This is a genomic window from Nocardia stercoris, assembly GCF_003696265.1.
GTDB lineage: Bacteria > Actinomycetota > Actinomycetes > Mycobacteriales > Mycobacteriaceae > Nocardia > Nocardia stercoris.
In genome coordinates, this window is record NZ_RFFH01000013.1 from 33,704 (window position 1) to 53,101 (window position 19,398).

Consider the following 19,398-nt stretch of genomic DNA (forward strand, 5'->3'; position numbering starts at 1 on the left):
GTTGTCAGGCGGTCTTGGGGGTGAGCCGCTGGATCAGCGGATACAGCTCGCAGCCCAGGCAGATGCCGAAGGCCGCGTTGAGGAAAGCGGCGAACAGAGCGAACCCGGTGAACACCGAGCCGATCGGCGCGCTGCCGGCCAGGAAGCCCATCAGGCCCCCGACCGCGAAGATCAGGCCGACCAGCTGGGCGAACCGCAGCGGAGCGACGGGTTCCAGCTCGCTGGGCGGCGACAGCCGCGGCGCCACGAGGGTGCCGTACAACCGGCCGTACGGGCTGCGCCGCGGGCCGGTCAGCGCGCCCAGCGCGAACGCCAGCGCCTGCAACGCCAGCAGCACGGCCGCCAGCGCGGTCGAGAAGGTGGCGGCGATCAGGACGAGGACCAGCGCCGCGGTGGTGATCCAGGCGGCGAATCGGGGACCGCGAATATCGACCTGGCCGGACGGACCGGGCGACACAGGCCGGGTGGTATCGGTGGTTTCGGACATGGTGCGAGCTCCTGCGCGAATGGACTTCGATCAGACGGAATGTCGGTCGGACGTCGGGCGTAGCGCTGAGTAAGAGGTTCAGCGGGCGCCATCAACCGGTCGGCGCGAGAAGACGCGGAAAGGCCGACCGGCTACCGGCACAGGCAGCAACAACCGCCGAGGCGGCACAGGTCTACTGTGCGGCGTCGGGTGAGCATCAGCTCTCGGCAGGTTTGCACGTCGAGAAGTTTACCCGGTTCGTGCCGGGAATAGGACCCCGGGTCCACCGCGACGGTGATCACGCCGCTTTTCGGTCCGCGAGCGGGGACAGCGCCGACCGCAGCTCGGCAGCCTTCGGAACACCGGAAATGCGGAAGCGCTCCTGCCCGGCACCGTCGAACACGAACGTGGTCGGCAGCGACAGCACGTTCAGTTCCCTTGCCAGATCGGGCTCGGCGTCGATGTCGAGTTCCACGTCCAGCGGCGGCGCGGGACTGTCGGCGAGGTCGGCGGTCACCGCCGCGACCACGCGCCGCACCGCGGCACAGGGACCGCACCAGGTCGCCGAGAAGTGCAGCACCACCGGCACTCCGGCGCCGACCCCGGCACCCGCGAGCAGGGAAGCGCGGGCCGATTTCGCGGGATCGCTGGGCCGGATCCGGCCGTTGCGGCGGCGCAGCAACAACCCGGCCGCGGTCGCCGCCACCAGGAATACCGCCGCGAGCAGAAGTGGAGTCATGAGCGGGCGAACCGATTCAGATCGACGGTGGTGTGGTCGGCGTTGCCGGTGACGGTGATATCGCCGCCGCGCGCCCGCACGGTCTCCGGGCGCACCCCGAACGGCATGTTCCGAGTGTCGATGGTGCGGGTGAACCGGGCGAACACGTTCGGTTCCTCGGCGGGCGGCACGGTGACCGCCTTCTGATGCTTGTCGGCGGCGTCGGCTTGGCCGGTGGCCACGATCCGGACCTGATCACCGTCGAGCAAAAGGTCGGCGTACACACTGACCGTGGTGGTGGGCTTGGTCTCGCCTTCGAGCGGGATACTGCCGGTCAGGACCAGCGGGCCGGACGTGGTGGTACCGGATCCACCCGATCCGCCGGACCCGTCGGACTTGTCACCGGCCGGGGTGTTCACCGACAGGTCCGCGATGCCGAAGATCCGGCTCAGCTCGGTCGGCTGGATGGTCATGGTGCTCACCACCCGGTCGACCGGGACCGCGCGGATATTGCCGCTGTTGAGGTCCCGCCAGGACAGGTGGACGCCGTAGAGGTCCGCTTCGAGCGCGATCTGGCCCGGGATGTCCGGCCGCATCATGCGGGCGCCGATACGCACCTTCTTGAACCGGTCACCGAGCGCTTGCACCAGGAACGACCGCCAGCCGTCCTCCACGGTGACGCCCGGGTCGGCGTCGAGCTGGGTGTCCACCCGCAGCGCCCGCGACATCCGGTACTCGGTGAACGCGGCGGCGGTGAAATCGCTCACTACCGCCAGCCCGACCACCAGCAGCAGGGCGATCAGCACGGTCCGGCGGGTGAACCGAGGTTTGGTCCGGCCGGCGGGGTCACCGGCGACCATGTCCGCACCGAGCGTCCCGGTCGCGCCGTCGGTCGGCACCCCGGCGTCGACACCGGGGTCACGGCTCGGAACGGGCCGGCTGGTGGGCGTGCCCGGTGAGTTACCCATAGGGGCACGATATCTGTTCCCACCTCGGGTGACGAACGGGTGTGACGAGGTGCTTCCCCGTCGGCGCGCGGCCCGGGGCGGGGCGGTTCGCGGCCGTGAGTTTGCCGTGGTCGCCGCCGACCGAGCCGGGTCGCGGGACTGGAGTGCGTGGTGAAGGGTGATCAGGCGCTAATGTAGGGCTCGAGATTTCTTGTGCACATGCCAGATGGGAGGAGTGCCGCGTGGAGCTGCTCCTGCTGACCTCCGACTCGAACCCGGAGTCGGTGCTGCCGTCGTTGTCGTTGTTGCCGCACAATGTCCGGCCCGCGCCCACCGAGGTGTCGTCGTTGTTGGAGGCGGGTACCGCCGACGTCGCATTGGTCGACGCCCGCACCGACTTGGCCGCGGCTCGTGGGTTGTGCCGGTTGCTGGGTAGTACCGGTACGTCGGTGCCGGTCGTCGCGGTGTTGACCGAGGGCGGACTGGTGGCGGTCAACGCCGACTGGGGTCTGGACGACATCCTGCTGCCCGGTACCGGTCCCGCGGAGCTGGACGCCCGGCTGCGCCTGCTGGTCGCCCGCAACGGCGGCTCGGCGAGCCCGGAGAACACCGGCAAGATCACCCTGGGCGAGCTCGTGATCGACGAGGGCACCTACACCGCGCGGCTGCGCGGTCGCCCGCTCGACCTGACCTACAAGGAATTCGAGCTGCTCAAGTACCTCGCGCAGCACGCCGGCCGGGTTTTCACCCGCGCGCAGCTGCTGCAGGAGGTGTGGGGCTACGACTTCTTCGGTGGCACCCGGACCGTCGACGTCCACGTGCGGCGACTGCGGGCCAAGCTCGGCACCGAGTACGAGTCGCTGATCGGTACCGTGCGCAACGTCGGCTACAAGGCGGTGCGCCCGGCCCGGACCACCACGGCCAAGGGCGAGTCCACCACCACGTTCCCCGACGACGACGCCGACGGCAGTGATACCGCGCTCAGCGCGGCGAACGGACTCCGTCCGTGACCGTGCAGTCGCAGTCCGGTACCGCCTGGCTCACCGAAGTTTCCGCCGACACCGCCGCGCAACTGCGGTCGCTGTTCGAGCGGGCCACCGAAACCGACTCGGTGGCACCGATTTCCGAGCAGGCCGTGCTGTCGCTGAACGGCGGGACGCATGCCCGGCACCTGATCGCCACCGACGCCGGCCGAATTGTGGGTTACGCGAATCTTGCGCCCGGGCACGGCCCGCACCCCGCCATGGCCGAGGTGGTCGTCGACCCGCCGTCGCGGGGTCGTGGCATCGGAAACGGCCTGGTCGCAGCGGCTTTGGCCGCCGGGGGCAGCGATGCCCGGGTGTGGGCGCACGGCAATCTGCCGGCAGCCCGCGCGGTCGCCGGCCGGCTGGGGCTGACGGTCGCGCGCGAGCTCTGGCAGATGCGGGTGAACCTGGCAGAATCCGGGCTACCGGAACTGCCCGCCCGCTCCGACGTGGTCCTGCGCACATACGCCGGGCCGGAAGACGACGCCGAACTGTTGCGGGTGAACGCCGCCGCATTCGACTGGCATCCCGAGCAGGGCGTCTGGACCGAGGCCGATGTGGCGGCCCGGCGCGAGTCCGAGTGGTTCGATCCGGCCGGCCTGATCATCGCCACCGACGCCGCCGATCCGGCCCGCGTCCTGGGCTTCCACTGGACCAAGATCGAGCCGGCGGCACCCGGCGAGGGCGAGGTCTACGTGGTCGCGGTGGATCCGGCGGCGCAGGGGCGCGGCCTGGGCCGGTTGCTGACCGTGGCCGGGATGGCGCACATGCGGGCGCGCGGCGCGGACCGGATCCTGCTGTACACCGAGGCCGACAACACCGCCGCCGTGCACACCTATTCGCGGCTGGGTTTCGCGGTGGCGCATGTGGATGCCGCATACCACCGTCCGTGAGCGCCGGAACCGCCGCAACGCTGTGACGCGCGCTACTTCATAGCAAATATCACACATCGGGCGCGGAATTGGGCCGGGTTGTTCACTCGGCGTTCACCGACCCAGGTCCAAATGTCAACCGGTCGAACTTACGTTGAGTTCGGGCGGTACACACATCGCCTGGTGCGCAAGTTCCCTGCGAACGGCACACCGCCAAGCACCCGTCCGGTCGTTGAGGGATCGGGCGTGTACTAAGCGATTCCCGGAGGAATTGGTGAATCTCAAGCGCAACAGTGCTCTCCTCGGTGTGCTGGCCGCCACTGCGGCCCTGACCCTGTCGGCCTGCGGTAGCGACAACAACACCTCGACCTCGGCGTCCGACGCCCCGGCCGCGCACGTCGACTGTGGTGGCAAGAAGGCCCTGAAGTCGAGCGGTTCCACCGCGCAGAAGAACGCGATGGACCGTTTCGTCGCCGCCTACCAGAAGAACTGCGACGGCTACAACCTCGACTACACCGGTAACGGTTCCGGTGCCGGTGTCAACGAGTTCATCGGTGGCCAGACCGACTTCGGTGGCTCCGACTCGCCGCTGGACCCGTCCAAGCAGGAGCCGGAAAAGGCTGCGGCGCACTGCAACTCGCCCGCGTGGGACCTGCCGACCGTGTTCGGCCCGATCGCCGTCGCCTACAACCTGAACGGTGTCGACGGCCTGGCCCTCGACGGCCCGACCCTGGGCAAGATCTTCACCGGCCAGATCACCAAGTGGAACGACCCGGCCATCAAGGCGCTGAACACCGGCATCGCCGACAAGCTCCCCGACCTGGCCATCGGCGTGATCTACCGTAGCGACCAGTCGGGCACCACCGACAACTTCCAGAAGTACCTGAAGGCCGCCTCGAAGGGCTCCTGGGGCAAGGACGCCGGCAAGGACTTCCAGGGTGGCACCGGTGAGGGCGCCAAGGGCAGCGACGGCACCTCCGCCGCGGTCAAGAACACCGTCGGCGCGGTCACCTACACCGAGTGGTCGTTCGCGCAGTCGAACAACCTGAAGACCGCCGGCATCGTGACCGACGCGTCGGTCAAGCCGGTCGCGCTGTCCATCGACTCCGCGCAGAAGGCCGTCGCCGGTGTGAAGGTCAAGGGCGACGGTAACGACCTGGTGCTCGACACCAGCTCGTTCTACAACCCGACCGACGCCGCCGCGTATCCGATCATGCTGGCCACCTACGAGATCGTCTGCTCGAAGTACGCCGACGCCGACACCGGCAAGGCTGTCAAGGCGTTCCTGAGCTCGGCCATCCAGAACGGTCAGGTCGGCCTGGACCAGTCCGGCTACGTGCCGCTGCCGGACTCGTTCAAGGCCAAGCTGACCACGGCCGTCGCCGCGATCAACTGATAAACCGATGACACTGCACAACCAGCTTGCCGCGGGGGGCCGGACCGATGTGTCCGGTTCCCCGCGGGGCGGAGATACTGATCCCATGCCGAGCACACAGACTCCGGCCGCGTCGGCGCCCGCGCTTCGTGGTCACAGCAAGACTCCGGAGCTCGTCTTCCGGTCCCTGGCGACCGCCGCAGGTGCGACGATCGTCGTCGCCATCGTCGCGATCGCGGTGTTCCTGCTGGTTCGTGCAGTGCCATCGATCAACGCCAACGAGGCGAACTTCTTCACCAGCGCCGACTTCAAGACCGGCGACGCGCACCACCTGCAGTTCGGTATCCGCGACATGTTCATGGTGACCGTGCTCAGCGCGGTGTTCGCGCTGGTGCTGGCGGTTCCGGTCGGTGTCGGCATCGCGCTGTTCCTGACCCAGTACGCGCCCAAGCCGCTGGCGCGCCCGTTCGCCATCCTGGTCGACCTGCTGGCGGCGGTGCCCTCGATCGTGTTCGGCCTCTGGGGTTTCCAGGTGCTGGCCGGGCACATCAAGCCGCTGCAGCATTTCCTGAACGACAATCTGGGCTGGCTGTTCCTGTTCAAGAACGGCAACGTCCTGATCGACGGTGGCGGCACGATCTTCACCGCCGGCGTGGTGCTGGCGATCATGATCCTGCCGATCATCACCTCGGTCAGCCGCGAGGTCTTCCAGCTGACCCCGCGGTCGCAGATCGAGGCCGCGCAGGCGCTCGGCGCGACGAAGTGGGAAGTCGTGCGGATGACCGTGCTGCCCTACGGCCGCAGCGGTGTGATCGCCGGTTCGATGCTCGGCCTGGGCCGCGCGCTCGGTGAGACCATCGCGGTCCTCATCGTGCTGCACACCGCGACCAAGCCGGGTAACTGGTCGCTGTTCGACGGAGGTTTCACCTTCGCCTCCAAGATCGCCGCGGCGGCTTCGGAGTTCACGCAGCCGCTGCCGACCGGCGCCTACATCGCCGCCGGTTTCGTGTTGTTCGTCCTGACCTTCGTGGTCAATGCCCTGGCCCGTCTGGCGGCCGGTGGAAAGGTGAACGGCTGATGGCCACCACGACTCTCGACCAGCCGGTCAAGGCACCCACGTTCCGTCAGGTGAGCCCCGCTCGCCGGCTGAAGAACCAGATCGCGACCGTCGTGATGTGGCTGTCGTTCCTGATCGCGCTGATCCCGCTGGGCTGGGTGCTGATCACCGTGATCCAGAAGGGCGCGCCCGCCCTGATGCGTAGCGGCTGGTTCACCAAGTCGCAGAAGGGCATCCTGCCCAACCAGTTCGGTGGCGGTGTGTACCACGCCATGTACGGCACCATCGTGCAGTCGGCGATCGCGGCGGTCATCGCGATCCCGCTCGGCGTGCTGGCGGCGATCTACCTGATCGAGTACGGCCGCGGCTGGCTCGCCAAGACCACCACCTTCATGGTCGACATCCTGGCCGGTGTGCCCTCGATCGTCGCGGCGCTGTTCATCTTCGCGCTGTGGATCTCCACGCTCGGCATGCAGCAGAGCGCCATCGCGGTCTCCTTCGCCCTGGTGCTGCTGATGCTGCCGGTGGTGGTGCGCAGCACCGAGGAGATGCTGAAACTGGTCCCGGACGACCTGCGCGAGGCCTCCTACGCGCTGGGTGTGCCGAAGTGGAAGACGATCGTGCGGATCGTCGTGCCGACCGCCGCGCCCGGCATGATCAGCGGCATGCTGCTGGCGATCGCCCGCGTCATGGGTGAGACGGCGCCGGTGTTGGTGCTCGTCGGCTACTCCAAGGCGATCAACACCGATATCACCAGCGGAAACATGGCTTCGCTGCCGCTGATGATCTATCAGGAGCTGACCAATCCGTCGCCGGCCGGTGTCGAGCGGGTGTGGGGTGCGGCGCTCACCCTGATCCTGATCATCGCCATCCTGTACCTGGCCGCGGCGGCCGCCAACAAGTTCCTCACCCGGAACCGATAGCAGCGAACGGAACATCGACTCATGGCCAAGCGGATCGACGTCAAAGATCTGAACATTTTCTACGGGCAGTTCCACGCCGTCGCCGACGTGTCGCTGACCGTGCTCCCGCGCAGTGTCACCGCGTTCATCGGTCCGTCCGGTTGCGGTAAGTCGACGGTGCTGCGGTCGCTGAACCGCATGCACGAGGTGACGCCGAACGCGCGGGTCGCCGGTGGCGTGCTGCTCGACGGTGAGGACATCTACGGCGCGAACATCGACGCGGTCGGGGTGCGGCGCACCATCGGCATGGTATTCCAGCGCGCGAACCCGTTCCCCACCATGTCGATTCGCGACAATGTGGTGGCCGGCCTGAAGCTGCAGGGTGTGCGGAACAAGGCTCAGCTCGACGAGGTCGCCGAGCGTTCGCTGCGCGGCGCGAACCTCTGGAACGAGGTGAAGGACCGCCTGGACAAGCCGGGCGGCGGCCTCTCCGGTGGTCAGCAGCAGCGACTCTGCATCGCGCGGGCCATCGCGGTGTCGCCGGACGTGCTGCTCATGGACGAGCCGTGTTCGGCGCTGGACCCGATCTCCACGCTGGCGATCGAGGACCTGATCTCGGAACTCAAGCGGGACTTCACGATCGTGATCGTGACCCACAACATGCAGCAGGCGGCGCGCGTCAGCGACCAGACCGCGTTCTTCAACCTGGAGGCGCAGGGCAAGCCGGGCCGGCTGATCGAGATCGACGAGACGGAGAAGATCTTCTCCAACCCGGCGCAGAAGGCGACCGAGGACTACATCTCCGGCCGCTTCGGGTAACCGTTCGGCACGGAAAAGGCGTGTGGCCCCGGATAATCCGGGGCCACACGCCTTTTCGGGTTTCGCGGTGCTACTCCGTAGCCGGATCGGTGTCGGGCGGCAGCACACCGGTGACGAGGAAGACGACTCTCCGGCCGATCTCGACGGCGTGGTCGGCGAAACGCTCGTAATAGCGGCCCAGCAGCGTGACGTCGACCGCGGCGGCGACGCCGTCCTTCCACTCCCGGTCCATCAGCAGCGTGAACAGATGCTTGTGCAGGTCGTCCATCGCCTCGTCGTCGACATTGAGCTGCGCCGCGCGGTGCGGGTCGCGGGACTCCAGCACCTCCTTGGCGGCGGCACCCATGTTGACCGCGATGCGGCCCATCTCCGCGAAGTAGCCGTTGACCGACTCGGGTAGCGCGTGGTTGGGGTGGCGGCGCCGGGCGACCTTGGCCACGTGCAGCGCGAGCACACCCATGCGGTTCACGTCGCCCACGATCTGGATGGCGGACACGACCTGGCGCAGATCACCGGCCACCGGCGCCTGCAGGGCCAGCAGCGCGAACGCCTTCTCCTCGGCGAGCGTGTTCATCTCGGCGATGCGGTCGCCTTCGCCGATCACCTGCTCGGCGAGCGGCAGATCGGCTTCGAGCAGGGCCTGGGTGGCCTGCTCCATCAGGGTGCCGGCGACACCGGCCATCTCGCCCAGCAGACCCGCGAGATCGGCCATTTGTTCGTTGTAGATGACACGCATGAAATCAGACATTAGTGGGTCGCCCTGACCAAGTCACGAATTTCAAGTGAACCGGGGGTGCTGGCCATCAGGGGTCCAAACCCTGAGGTGAGAGCCGTATCACGGCAATCCGCCGGACTCCGGCCCGATACCGTCCGGACGGTCCGCGTGTGTGACGAAAACAGTCGCGTCCGATTGCCGCCGGATCCGGGACGCCCGGATCGGTTGAATCGACCGCATGGCACAGACGACAACGAACAAGACAGCGCTCGTGACCGGGGCGGGACGGGGTATCGGCCGCGCGGTGGCGCAGCGGCTCGCACAGGACGAGGTGGTCGTGGCCGTGCACTACGGACACGACGACGCCGCCGCGAAGGAGACGGTGGCGAGCATCGAGCGCGGGGGCGGCAGCGCCTTCGCGGTGCGGTTCGATCTGGCCGGGACCGACTCCGTCGAGCCCCTGCTGGACGCGGTGGACGACGGATTCCGGTCCCTCGGCCTGCCGACCGGACTGGACATCCTGGTCAACAATGCCGGGATCGCGTTGCCCGGCGGTGTCGACACGATGACCGGCGCCGACTTCGACCGGCTGTTCGCGGTCAACGTGCGGGCGCCGTTCTTCGTGACCCAGGGCGCGCTGGCCCGGATCCGCGACGGTGGCCGGGTGATCAATCTGTCCTCGGCGGTCACCCGGATCGCGATCCCGGACATCGCCGCGTATTCGATGACCAAGGGTGCGATCGACGTGTTCACCCGGGTCCTCGCCCAGTCGGTCGGCGCCCGGGGCATCACCGTGAACGCGGTCGCGCCCGGCTACGTGCTCACCGACATGAACGCGTGGCTGGTGGGCAATCCGGCGGGCCAAGCCGAGGCCGCCGCGAACGTGGCACTGGGCCGAATCGGTGAACCCGGCGATATCGCCGACATCGTCGCCTACCTGGCGAGCGACGACGCGCGCTGGATCACCGGCCAGATCCTGGACGCCAGCGGCGGCACCGCACTCTAGGAGGTACTCGGTCGGCGTCGATCCGTCGGCGCCGACCGTGATCATCGGGGCCGCAAGGGATCTCGGCCCACCCATGTCCTGCGGTCTCGCCGCCGCTCGCAGCTGGGACCGGCGGGTATCGGACGCGGTGCGGTGACCGTCGTGCACCGCCGTGTCGGCCCCGGGCAGATGAGTTCGGCGGCCGGTTCGCCTCTGTATCGGTGAGAAGTCTCGCGATACGAAAGGACCGGACAGTGACCAGTTCTGTGGAGGATTTACGGGAATCACCAGTGCGGGTACGCAATCCGTATCCGATCCTGGCGTTGGCGTGTGCGGCGATGTTCATCACTGTGGTGGATCTGACGGTGGTCAACGTGTCGTTGCCGCACATGGCGATCGACCTGCGTCTGGGGCAGGCCACGTTGCAGTGGGTGGTCATCGCCTACGCGGTGCCGTTCGGCGGGCTGCTGCTTCCGGCGGGGCGCTTCGGTGACGTGTGGGGGCGGCGGCCGGTGCTGCTGACCGGGCTCGCGGTGTTCACCGCGGCGTCGTTGAGCGCCGGGCTGGCCGGTACCAGCGCGGTTCTCATCGGCTCGCGGGCGGTGCAGGGAATCGGCGCGGCGTTGATCGCGCCGTCGGCGCTGGCCGTCGTCGCGGACGTGTTCCCGGCCGGGAAGACCCGAGAGGCGGCGTTGGGCATCTACGGCGCGATCGGCGGCGCGGCGGCCTCGGTCGGAGTGCTGGCCGGTGGTCTGCTCACCGACGGTCCCGGCTGGCCGTGGATCTTCTACGTGAACGTGCCGATCTGCACGGTACTGCTGGTGGCGGTCGTGATCCTGCTCCCCGCTCGGACCGCCGCGGCCGCCGGGAGCCGGGTGGACGTGCGCAGCGCGGCGGCCGTCACCGGCGGGCTGGCCGCCGGAATCTACGCGCTCGACCGCGGGGTGGTCGACGGCTGGACGAGCCTGTCCGCGCTCGGTCCGGCGGTGCTCGCGGTCGCGCTGCTGGCCACGTTCGTGGCGGTGGAACGGAACACGACCGGTCCGCTGATGCCGGTCTCGCTGCGGCGGAACCGCGCCGCGGTGCTGGCCGATCTCGTCGCGCTGGCCGGCTTCGGCAGCTTCTACGGGTTCATCTTCCTGACCACGCTGCTGATGCAGCAGCAGCTGGGATATTCGCCGACCCGAACCGGGCTGGCCTGGCTGATCACGTCGTTGACCGCATTCGTGGTGGCTGGGCTGACCGGCGCGCTGCTGGCCCGGGTCGTCGGCGGCCGGGTGCTGATGCTGGTCGCGTCGGGGCTGATGGTCGCTGCCGCGACCGTCCTGCTGGGCAGTCCCGCACACCCGTCCTTCCTGACCTGGGTGCTGCCCGCGCTGGTGTGTGCCGGGATCGCGGTGGGCCTGATCGCGCCCTCGATCCAGATCACGGCGCTCGACTCGGTCGGCGAGCGGGATTTCGGGACCGCGTCGGGGCTGTTGGAGACCGCCCGGGAATTCGGCGGATCGACGATCATCGCGCTGGTCTCGACCGTGATGGTGTCGGGCGGCCGGAGCGCGACGGACGGGATGCACTCCGCCTTCGGGGTGATCGCGGCCGCCGCGGCGTTCAGCGTGGTGGTGGGGGCGTTCGGGCTGCGGGCCATCGGCAGCGGGCGGGCCGTCCCGGAGGTCCCGGTGCCGGTCACGGCCTGAATGTGCGTCGGCCGGCTCGGCGAACCTCACCCGGCACCGATGAGTTTCGGGCGTGAGCTCGCTCTGTACATACAGGAGGTGGTCGAGATGACCGGAGCGGTCGTGGTGCGATACGAGACCCGGGACGAGGCGGCGGCGGAACTGAACCAGCGGCTCGTCGAGGACGTCTTCGCGGAACTGAACAGCCGGGACCCGGGTGGCCTGCGCTACCTGGCGTTGCGAGCCGAAAACGGGACGGGGTTCGTCCACGTGGCGATCTTCGACGGCAGCGGTGACCCGTTCGCGGACTGTGCCGCGTTCCAGCGGTTCCAGGCCGATGTCGGAGCCCGCCTGTCGAGCCCGCCGACGGTGACCCGGGCGCAAGTCGTCGGCACCTACCTGCCGCAGCAGCCCGGGGTCCGGGCATGACGACCGCCCGGATCCCCGCGGAGCGTTCGGATTTCACGACCGCGACCGAACCGCTGCGGCACGAGCTGCTCGTGTACTGCTACCGGATGCTCGGTTCGATCCACGACGCCGAGGAGGTGCTGCAGGACGTCTATCTGGACGCCTGGCGCGCCTACGACCGCTTCGAGGGCCGGGCCTCGGTGCGCACGTGGATGTACCGGATCACCAGCCGGGCGGCGGTGCGGGCCGCCGAACGGCGGGGGCGCCGGCCGCTGCCTTCGGAGCTCGGACCCGCCGTCGACCCCTCTGACGGGTTCGTCCGGTCCGAGATCGCTTGGCTGGAACCACTTCCCGATGCCTCGGCTGCGGACCCGGCGGTGACCGCGGTGCGGCGGGAGGGGGTGCGACTGGCGTTGATCGCGGCACTGCAGCACCTTACGCCCCGGCAGCGCGCGGTCCTGATCCTGCGGGAGGTGCTGGAGTGGTCGGCACGGGAAACCGCTGTGGCGCTGGACATGTCGGTTCCAGCGGTGAACAGTGCGCTGCAGCGCGCCCGGGATCGGCTGCCGGCGGCCGACGAGCATCGCGCCGAACCCGGCGAGGCCCGGCAGCGCGAACTCGTCGACCGGTACGCGGCGGCCTTCGAGAACGCCGACGTGCGGGCTCTGGTGGATGTGCTCACCGCCGACGCGGCCTTCGAGATGCCGCCGTATCGCCTGTGGCTCACCGGCCGTGACCGCGTGATCGCCTTCCTGACCGACCGGGTTGCCGAGCTCGGCACCTTGGCGACGGTGATCACCTCGGCCAACGGGCAACCTGCCGTCGCGGTGTACCGGCAAGGCGCGGACGGGGCCTGGCACGCGCACGCGCTCAACGTGCTGACCTGTACCGCGGGCGGGGTTTCGCGCACGGTGGCGTTCCAGCAGCCGGATCTGTTCCCGGCCTTCGGATTACCGATGCACAGCGCACTGCGGCCGTAGCGGAGCTCGACTTCGCCGACGACGGAGCCGGGTCGCTGTGGTCGCGACACCGGCTCCGTTGTGGACGATTGTGGATGAATCAGCCCTTGGGCTCCCGGTTCAGCAGCGTGGTCGCCCCGGCGAACGCCGCCGCCGTGATCGCCACACACCACGCCACCGCGATCCAGCCGTTGTCACCGACCGGCGTGCCCATCAGCAGCCCGCGCAGCGTCTCCATGATCGGCGTGAACGGCTGGTGCCCCGCGATCCAGCCCAGCCACGCGGGCATGGAGTCGGTGGGAACGAAACCGCTGCCGAAGAACGGCAGGATCATCAACAGCATCGGCAGATTGCTCGCGGTCTCGACACTGTCGCTGACCAGACCCATGAGCACCGCCACCCAGGTGATCGACACGATCAGCAGTGTCAGCATACCGACGACGCCCGCCCAGCCGAGAACGCCTGCGGTGGGCCGGAATCCGATCAGCACCGCGACGCCCACCACCGCGGCGACACCGAGGAAGGTCTGCACCAGGCCGCCGATCACGTGCCCGGTGAGCAGTGCGGGCCGGAAGATCGCCATGGTGCGCAGCCGGGCCACCAGGCCCTGGGTCATGTCGGTGGCCACCGCCACCGCCGTGGAGGTGGCGGCGCCCGCCACGGCCAGCAGCAGGATGCCCGGGGTCACGTAGTCGACGTACTCGTGCCGGCCACCGGAGTGGCCGAGCCCGGCACCGAGGGTGCCGCCGAAGACGTACACGAACAGCAGCAGGAAGACGATGGGGGACACGATGATCGGGACGGCCATCGACGGATAGCGCACGATGTGCAACAGGCTGCGGCGCACCATCATCGACGAATCGGTCAGGGCATTCTTCAGGGTGCTCATCGCACGGACTCCTTGGTTCCGGTCAGGGTGAGGAAGACGTCGTCGAGATCGGGTGTGCGGATGGACAATTCGGCCGAGCGCAGCGAGGCGGCGGCCAGCCGGTCGAGCAGCGTGTGCACCGATTCGACAGTGCCGTCGCTGGGTACCCGCAGGGTCAGCTCGTCGTCGTCTCGGGTGGTGGCACCGAGAATCCTTGCGGCCGCGTCGAGTTCGCGGGGTTCGCGGAAGCGCAGATCCACCGAGCCGCCGGGGATCAGCCGTTTCAGTTCCTCCGGGCTGCCCTCGGCCACGACCGTGCCGTGGTCGAGCAGTGCGATCCGGTCGGCCAGCTGATCGGCCTCCTCCAGGTACTGGGTGGTGAGAAAGACGGTGGTGCCGCCGGCGACCAGCTCTCGCACCAGCTGCCACACCGTGCGGCGGCTGCGCGGGTCCAGCCCGGTGGTGGGTTCGTCGAGGAACAGCACCTCGGGCCGGGCGACCAGGCCCATCGCGATGTCGAGCCGGCGGCGCATCCCGCCCGAGTAGGTGGAGGCCGGCTTGTGGGCTGCGTCCACCAGGTCGAACTGTTCCAGCAGCTCCGCGGTTCGCACCCGCCGCTCCCGGCGCCCGAGGTGGTTGAGGGTCGCCATCATGGCGAGGTTCTCGGCGCCGGTGAGCAGATTGTCCACGGCGGCGAACTGGCCGGTCACCCCGATGGCGGCGCGCACGGCGTCGGGTTCGGCGCGGACGTCGTGCCCGGCCACGATCAGCTCGCCGGCATCCGCGCCGATCATGGTGGACAGGATCTGCACGGTGGTCGTCTTGCCGGCGCCGTTGGGTCCGAGCAGGGAGAAGATCGTGCCCGCCGGGACGCGCAGATCGACGCCGTCGAGTACGAGGTGGTCACCGTAGGACTTGCGCAGCCCGGTCGCGACGATCGCGGGTGGGCGAGGGTCGGTCGTCATTGTCGTTCCTTACTTCTCGTCGATTCGGCCCGTCCGGATCGGGCAGCACAACCAGATTCGGCTTTCGGCGTGGGCGGAACAATGCGCAACCTCGAAAGGCTCGTTAACTCAGGGGTTCACGAATGTGTTCGAAGTACTTCGTAAACCCCGGGGTTAACGAGCGTTGCGAAAAATGTTGTTGTTCAACGGTTATCGGGTTCCCAGACTCGAATGGTCGGCGCCACCGCGTGCGATGTCGGAGAACTGCGAAGGGTGCCGGAGATGAACGTGATCGGGTCTGTGATCAGCTTGACCGTGGCCGATGTCGCGGCCTCCGCCGAGTTCTTCGCCGACTGTCTCGAGTTCCGGACGGTGGTGGCCGGGGAGGGGTTCGTCTGCCTCGCCCGCGACGACGCTGCCGCCGATATCCTGCTGGTGCAAGGCGACTCCGATCCGACCGCGGGACCGGCCGGGCTCGCGGGGGTGACCGTATCGTTCCTGGTCACCGACCTGGCCGACGAGGTGCGCCGACTGCAGGGCGCGGGTGTCGGCACCACTCGGTTGCGCCGGGAACCCTGGGGCGAGTGGGTGTTACGGCTCACCGACCCCAACGGGGTGCGGATCCGTCTCGCGGAATGGCAACCGCCGGGCGGCTTCTGAGCCCGCACCGAAGACTTCCCAACCGTGGGAACCGGTTTCGCTACCGCTAAAATCGTCCAGCTCGCCGGACGATTCGACGAGTTCGGTTGTGGAGCGGAGTTGGCCGGTGGAATTACGGGACATCGAGATATTCCTCACCCTGGCCGAGGAACTCCATTTCGGCCGTACCGCGGAAAAGTTACGTATTTCCCCGGCCCGGGTCAGTCAGGCGATCAAAAAGCAGGAGCGGCGAATTCAGGCCACCCTGTTCGATCGCACCAGCCGCTCGGTGAGCCTGACCCCGATCGGCCGCCAGCTCTACGACGACCTCCGGCAAGCCCAGGATCTGATCGACAACGGCCTGAACCGCGCCCGCGCGGCGAGCCGCGGTGTCCAGGGCACGCTGCGGCTGGGTGTGATGAGCGTGCTCGGCCTGTACCTGCGCCCGGTGGTCGAGGCGTTCACCGACCGCTACCCCGACTGCAGTGTGGAGATGGTCGACTTCCCGCACAGCACCCCCTTCACCGCCCTGCGCACCGATCAGGTCGATCTCCAGCTGATCTGGCTGCCGGTGCGGGAACCGGATCTCACCGCCGGCCCCGTCGTCATGACCGAGGGCCGGGTACTCAGTGTCGCGGCCACATCGGAACTCGCCGGCCGCGGATCGCTCACCATGGAGGATCTCGGCGGCGCCGTCTTCCCGGACCTGGGCCCCGAGGTGCCGGACTACTGGGCCGAAGCCATGCTCCCCGCCCACACCCCCAGCGGCGTCCCCATCACCCGCGGCCCGAAGGCGGCTTCCTTCTTCGAGGTTCTTCCGCTGGTCACCTCCGGCGCCGCGGTCTGCCCGATGAACGCCCACGTCGCCTGGACCTACGCCGCCCGCGACATCGTCTACCTCCCGATCGTCGACGCCCCCCTGACCGAATGGGCCCTGGTGTGGCGCACCGCCGCCGAAACCCCGGCGGTACGTGCCTTCGTCGACATCGCCGACGACCTCGGAGTCCGCCCGATCACCCCGGAAATGTGAACCGCCCGAAGGCTATCCGCCGGAGTGCATGACGTCGGCGGCCGCGGGGACGGTGGCGTCCTCGGGGTCGTCGAGCCAGCCTTCGGGGAGGGCGACCTTCTTCTGCGGGGAGCCCTGGCGGCCGCGGGGGCCGGTGGCGGCGTCGACGGGGAAGGGGACATCCGGATCCAGTTGTCCCACAAGGTCTTCGATCTGGTGCAGGCCGGTGACGGTGGCGAAGCGGCGGCGCAGTTCGCTGCCGACCGGGAAGCCCATCAGGTACCAGGCCATGTGTTTGCGGATGTCGCGCATGGCCTTGTCCTCGCCGTCGTGTTCCACGAGCAGCGACGCGTGGCGGATCAGGATCTCGCCGACCCGGCCGAGCGTGGGGCCGTTCGGAATCGGCTCCCCGCGCAGGGCCGCCGACAGTTCCGCGAACAGCCAGGGCCGGCCGAGACAGCCGCGGCCGACGACCACGCCGTCGCAGCCGGTCTCGGCCATCATGCGCAGGGCGTCGTCGGCGGTGAAGATGTCGCCGTTACCGAGGACGGGGATGGTGGTGACCGCTTCCTTGAGCCGCGCGATCGCCGACCAGTCCGCCGCGCCGGAATACAGCTGTGCCGCCGTGCGGGCGTGCAGGGCCACGGCCGCCGCGCCCTCGGCCTCGGCGATCCGACCGGTGTCGAGGTAGGTGTGGTGGTCGTCGTCGATGCCGATGCGGAACTTGAAGGTGACCGGTACCTCGCCGGCCACCGCCACCATCTCCCGCACGATGTTCGCGAACAACCGGCGCTTGTAGGGCAGCGCGGAACCGCCGCCGAGCCGGGTCACCTTCGGCACCGGGCACCCCAGGTTGACGTCGACGTGGTCGGCCCAGCCCTCACCGACCACGATCCGCACCGCTTCGCCGAGCGTCTTGGGGTCCACCCCGTACAACTGCATGGACCGCGGGTGCTCGTCGGCGCCGAACGCCATCATGTGCAGCGTCTTCTCGTTGCGTTCCACGATGGCCCGCGCGGTGATCATCTCGCACGTGTAGATGGCTGTCGAACTGCCGAACTCCCGGCACAGCGTCCGGAACGCCACATTCGTGATGCCCGCCATCGGCGCGAGCACCACCGGCGGATCGACCGGGTAGGGGCCGATACGCAGGGCGGGTTTCACGTCGGACAGGGTCGTGGTCACGCCTCCAGTGTCTCATCCCGTGATCAGCGGATCCGCGCCCTGACCGGGACTGTGCCGAGCATCGCAGGAAGACGCGGAAACGAGAACGGCCCGGCCTGTGCGGGCCGGGCCGTTCTGGCGAGTCGAAATCAGCTGACGGTCGCCATGTCGCGCTCGGCCTTGGCGGCCTCGCGGGCGAGCATGCGGTCGCGCTGCTCCTCGAACTTCACCACGTCGCGCTCGAGCTTCTCCAGGAAGAGGCCGAGCTCCTCGCGGGTCTTCTCCCCGCGGGCGGTGAAGTCGGTGCGCTCGAAGACATTCCACTTCTTGAGCACCGGGGTGACCACCTCTTCGAGGTGCTGGCGCAGGTCGTAGATGCCGTGCTTGGCCATCAGCACGCCGTTGCGCCGGAAGTTGGGCATGCCGGCGCCGGGCATCTGGAAGTGCTGGATGATCAGGCTGATCGACTCCAGGGCCTGGTCGGGGGTCAGGTCCAGGGCCGCGCCGCACAGGTTGCGGTAGAAGATCATGTGCAGGTTCTCGTCGGCGGCGATGCGCTGCAGCATGCGGTCCGCGATCGGGTCGTCGCACACCTTGCCGGTGTTGCGGTGGCTCACGCGGGTGGCGAGCTCCTGGAAGGTCACGTACGCGACCGAGTAGAGGAAGCTGGCCTCGATCGCCTCACCCAGCGGCTTCGGCGAGGCGTAGCCGTTGGTCATGTGGATCATGCGGGCCTGTTCCAGCGCCACCGGGTCGACCCCGCGGGTGACGGTCAGGTAGTCGCGCATGACGATGCCGTGCCGGTTCTCCTCGGCGGTCCACCGGCCGACCCACGTGCCCCAGGCGCCGTCCTGGGAGAAGTTCTCGGCGATCTCCCGGTGGTAGGAGGGGAGGTTGTCCTCGGTGAGGAGGTTGGTGATCATCGCGGCCTTGGCGAGCTCGCTGAGCCGCGACTGCCCGGGCTCCCAGTCGACGCCACCCATGGCGGCGAAGTTGCGGCCCTCGTCCCACGGCACATAGTCGTGCGGGTGCCATTCCTTGGCCATCGACAGATGGCGGTCGACATTCGCGGCGGCGACCGGCTCCAACTCCTGCAGTAGTTCGAGTTGAGTCAGATCCCTTGCCATGTAGTGCGCCCTTCGATGTCTTCGCTAGTCCCGACGGTCATTACCTACGCCATCGTAGGTGTGACCCGCGACCCAATGCGAGTCCGAATTGTGACATGTGAGGTACGCCACCGCAACCCTGTGATCAGCCTGTGCACCAGGTAGAGGGCGGTTGTAGAAGTGTCCTCGTCACCCTGTCGAGATCTGAGCCGCTTCCGTTACGTACCCGACTTCCCGGTCGGTAACCCTCGGCCCGCCCCGTCCGCGCCGGAGCTGGGGTGATGATGAAACAGCGGGGATGCGATGGCTCATGGACGTCGATGTCCGATATACGGCTGCGGCCGGTCCCGAACTCCGAGACCGGCCGCAGCGCAGTGCCCCCACCAGGGCTCGAACCTGGGACCTGCGGATTAAAAGTCCGTAGCTCTACCAACTGAGCTATAGGGGCGTGGCCCGCAAGTGTAGTGGGCGTGCCGGGGAGTTGTTAAGCCGGTATCGGTCCGGTGTGGCGCCGCAGGTCGGTGCGGGTGCCGCCGGGGCGGTGGCGGGCGGGGTGGGGCGCGGGCGGAGGTATGTGATCGATCATGTTGTCCGCCAATTTGTTTCCGGGCCGAAGTAATGTGACCATCGTCAAGTATATTGAGCGGCAATGTAATTGGGTTGGAGGTGCCGGACGGATGTCCAGGCGGGACGTGGCGCGGGGGGCGTGCCGGGTTCCCGGCGCTGCACCGGCAGCCGGTCGCGCGG

At 68.5% G+C, this 19,398-nt stretch carries 20 protein-coding genes and 1 tRNA gene; 12 read left to right on the forward strand and 9 right to left on the reverse strand.

Annotated elements, in window-relative coordinates; all coding sequences use genetic code 11:
• Positions 1-4 precede the first annotated feature (4 nt).
• The 3 genes from EBN03_RS24690 to EBN03_RS24700 all read right to left on the reverse strand — a co-directional run bounded on the left by EBN03_RS24690 (position 5) and on the right by EBN03_RS24700 (position 2,152).
• The gene (locus EBN03_RS24690) at positions 5-487 is read right to left on the reverse strand and encodes a DUF4395 domain-containing protein (RefSeq protein ID WP_122190520.1); all 483 of its coding nucleotides are present in this window, start codon (positions 485-487) and stop codon (positions 5-7) included.
• 277 nt (positions 488-764) lie between these two features.
• Entirely contained in the window at positions 765-1,205 is a 441-nt protein-coding gene (locus EBN03_RS24695; protein WP_122190521.1) for a thioredoxin family protein, read from the reverse strand.
• Complete coding sequence (locus EBN03_RS24700; RefSeq protein ID WP_233608608.1) at positions 1,202-2,152, reverse strand: LmeA family phospholipid-binding protein; 951 nt, start codon at positions 2,150-2,152, stop codon at positions 1,202-1,204. Before EBN03_RS24700 ends, EBN03_RS24695 begins: the two co-directional genes overlap by 4 nt.
• Positions 2,153-2,373: 221 nt before the next feature.
• Between EBN03_RS24700 and EBN03_RS24705 the strand changes: the two genes are divergently transcribed.
• From EBN03_RS24705 to pstB, 6 genes are all read left to right on the forward strand, one after another.
• On the forward strand, positions 2,374-3,141 hold the full coding sequence (locus EBN03_RS24705; RefSeq protein ID WP_122190522.1) for a winged helix-turn-helix transcriptional regulator: 768 nt from the start codon (positions 2,374-2,376) through the stop codon (positions 3,139-3,141).
• Complete coding sequence (mshD, locus tag EBN03_RS24710) at positions 3,138-4,049, forward strand: mycothiol synthase (RefSeq protein WP_407671231.1); 912 nt, start codon at positions 3,138-3,140, stop codon at positions 4,047-4,049. Before EBN03_RS24705 ends, mshD begins: the two co-directional genes overlap by 4 nt.
• Positions 4,050-4,302: 253 nt before the next feature.
• The gene (pstS, locus tag EBN03_RS24715; RefSeq protein ID WP_122190625.1) at positions 4,303-5,424 is read left to right on the forward strand and encodes a phosphate ABC transporter substrate-binding protein PstS; all 1,122 of its coding nucleotides are present in this window, start codon (positions 4,303-4,305) and stop codon (positions 5,422-5,424) included.
• A gap of 85 nt (positions 5,425-5,509) precedes the next feature.
• Positions 5,510-6,481: a phosphate ABC transporter permease subunit PstC gene (pstC, locus tag EBN03_RS24720; protein WP_233608609.1), complete on the forward strand. Its 972-nt coding sequence runs from the start codon at positions 5,510-5,512 to the stop codon at positions 6,479-6,481.
• On the forward strand, positions 6,481-7,383 hold the full coding sequence (gene pstA, locus EBN03_RS24725; RefSeq protein ID WP_199742953.1) for a phosphate ABC transporter permease PstA: 903 nt from the start codon (positions 6,481-6,483) through the stop codon (positions 7,381-7,383). The genes pstC and pstA overlap by 1 nt, the downstream gene beginning before the upstream one ends.
• A 21-nt stretch (positions 7,384-7,404) precedes the next feature.
• Entirely contained in the window at positions 7,405-8,181 is a 777-nt protein-coding gene (gene pstB / locus EBN03_RS24730) for a phosphate ABC transporter ATP-binding protein PstB (RefSeq protein WP_122190525.1), read from the forward strand.
• A gap of 70 nt (positions 8,182-8,251) precedes the next feature.
• Here the strand turns inward: pstB and phoU are convergent, their stop codons facing one another.
• Complete coding sequence (gene phoU, locus EBN03_RS24735) at positions 8,252-8,917, reverse strand: phosphate signaling complex protein PhoU (protein WP_122190526.1); 666 nt, start codon at positions 8,915-8,917, stop codon at positions 8,252-8,254.
• A 217-nt stretch (positions 8,918-9,134) separates the two neighbouring features.
• Here phoU and EBN03_RS24740 point away from each other — a divergent pair, with 217 nt between their 5' ends.
• From EBN03_RS24740 to EBN03_RS24755, 4 genes are all read left to right on the forward strand, one after another.
• On the forward strand, positions 9,135-9,902 hold the full coding sequence (locus tag EBN03_RS24740; RefSeq protein WP_122190527.1) for an SDR family oxidoreductase: 768 nt from the start codon (positions 9,135-9,137) through the stop codon (positions 9,900-9,902).
• A 233-nt stretch (positions 9,903-10,135) separates the two neighbouring features.
• Positions 10,136-11,575, forward strand: coding sequence for an MFS transporter (locus EBN03_RS24745; RefSeq protein WP_147471688.1), 1,440 nt, complete (start codon positions 10,136-10,138; stop codon positions 11,573-11,575).
• Positions 11,576-11,662: 87 nt separating this feature from the next.
• Positions 11,663-11,983, forward strand: a complete 321-nt coding sequence (locus EBN03_RS24750) for a hypothetical protein (protein ID WP_122190626.1) — start codon at positions 11,663-11,665, stop codon at positions 11,981-11,983.
• Complete coding sequence (locus tag EBN03_RS24755) at positions 11,980-12,942, forward strand: RNA polymerase subunit sigma-70 (RefSeq protein ID WP_122190529.1); 963 nt, start codon at positions 11,980-11,982, stop codon at positions 12,940-12,942. Before EBN03_RS24750 ends, EBN03_RS24755 begins: the two co-directional genes overlap by 4 nt.
• A gap of 79 nt (positions 12,943-13,021) precedes the next feature.
• Here the strand turns inward: EBN03_RS24755 and EBN03_RS24760 are convergent, their stop codons facing one another.
• Entirely contained in the window at positions 13,022-13,810 is a 789-nt protein-coding gene (locus EBN03_RS24760; RefSeq protein WP_122190530.1) for an ABC transporter permease, read from the reverse strand.
• The gene (locus EBN03_RS24765; protein WP_122190531.1) at positions 13,807-14,754 is read right to left on the reverse strand and encodes an ATP-binding cassette domain-containing protein; all 948 of its coding nucleotides are present in this window, start codon (positions 14,752-14,754) and stop codon (positions 13,807-13,809) included. Before EBN03_RS24765 ends, EBN03_RS24760 begins: the two co-directional genes overlap by 4 nt.
• Before the next feature lie 261 nt (positions 14,755-15,015).
• Between EBN03_RS24765 and EBN03_RS24770 the strand changes: the two genes are divergently transcribed.
• Both EBN03_RS24770 and EBN03_RS24775 read left to right on the forward strand, forming a co-directional pair.
• Complete coding sequence (locus EBN03_RS24770; protein WP_158675731.1) at positions 15,016-15,393, forward strand: VOC family protein; 378 nt, start codon at positions 15,016-15,018, stop codon at positions 15,391-15,393.
• 106 nt (positions 15,394-15,499) lie between these two features.
• Positions 15,500-16,402, forward strand: a complete 903-nt coding sequence (locus tag EBN03_RS24775; RefSeq protein ID WP_122190533.1) for a LysR family transcriptional regulator — start codon at positions 15,500-15,502, stop codon at positions 16,400-16,402.
• Between the two features lie 12 nt (positions 16,403-16,414).
• Here EBN03_RS24775 and dusB read toward each other — a convergent pair whose 3' ends face one another.
• From dusB to EBN03_RS24790, 3 genes are all read right to left on the reverse strand, one after another.
• Positions 16,415-17,533: a tRNA dihydrouridine synthase DusB gene (gene dusB / locus EBN03_RS24780; protein WP_199742958.1), complete on the reverse strand. Its 1,119-nt coding sequence runs from the start codon at positions 17,531-17,533 to the stop codon at positions 16,415-16,417.
• Between the two features lie 161 nt (positions 17,534-17,694).
• Positions 17,695-18,672: an acyl-ACP desaturase gene (locus tag EBN03_RS24785; RefSeq protein ID WP_122190535.1), complete on the reverse strand. Its 978-nt coding sequence runs from the start codon at positions 18,670-18,672 to the stop codon at positions 17,695-17,697.
• 354 nt (positions 18,673-19,026) lie between these two features.
• Positions 19,027-19,099 (reverse strand) — tRNA-Lys (locus EBN03_RS24790).
• Between the last annotated feature and the right edge of the window lie 299 nt (positions 19,100-19,398).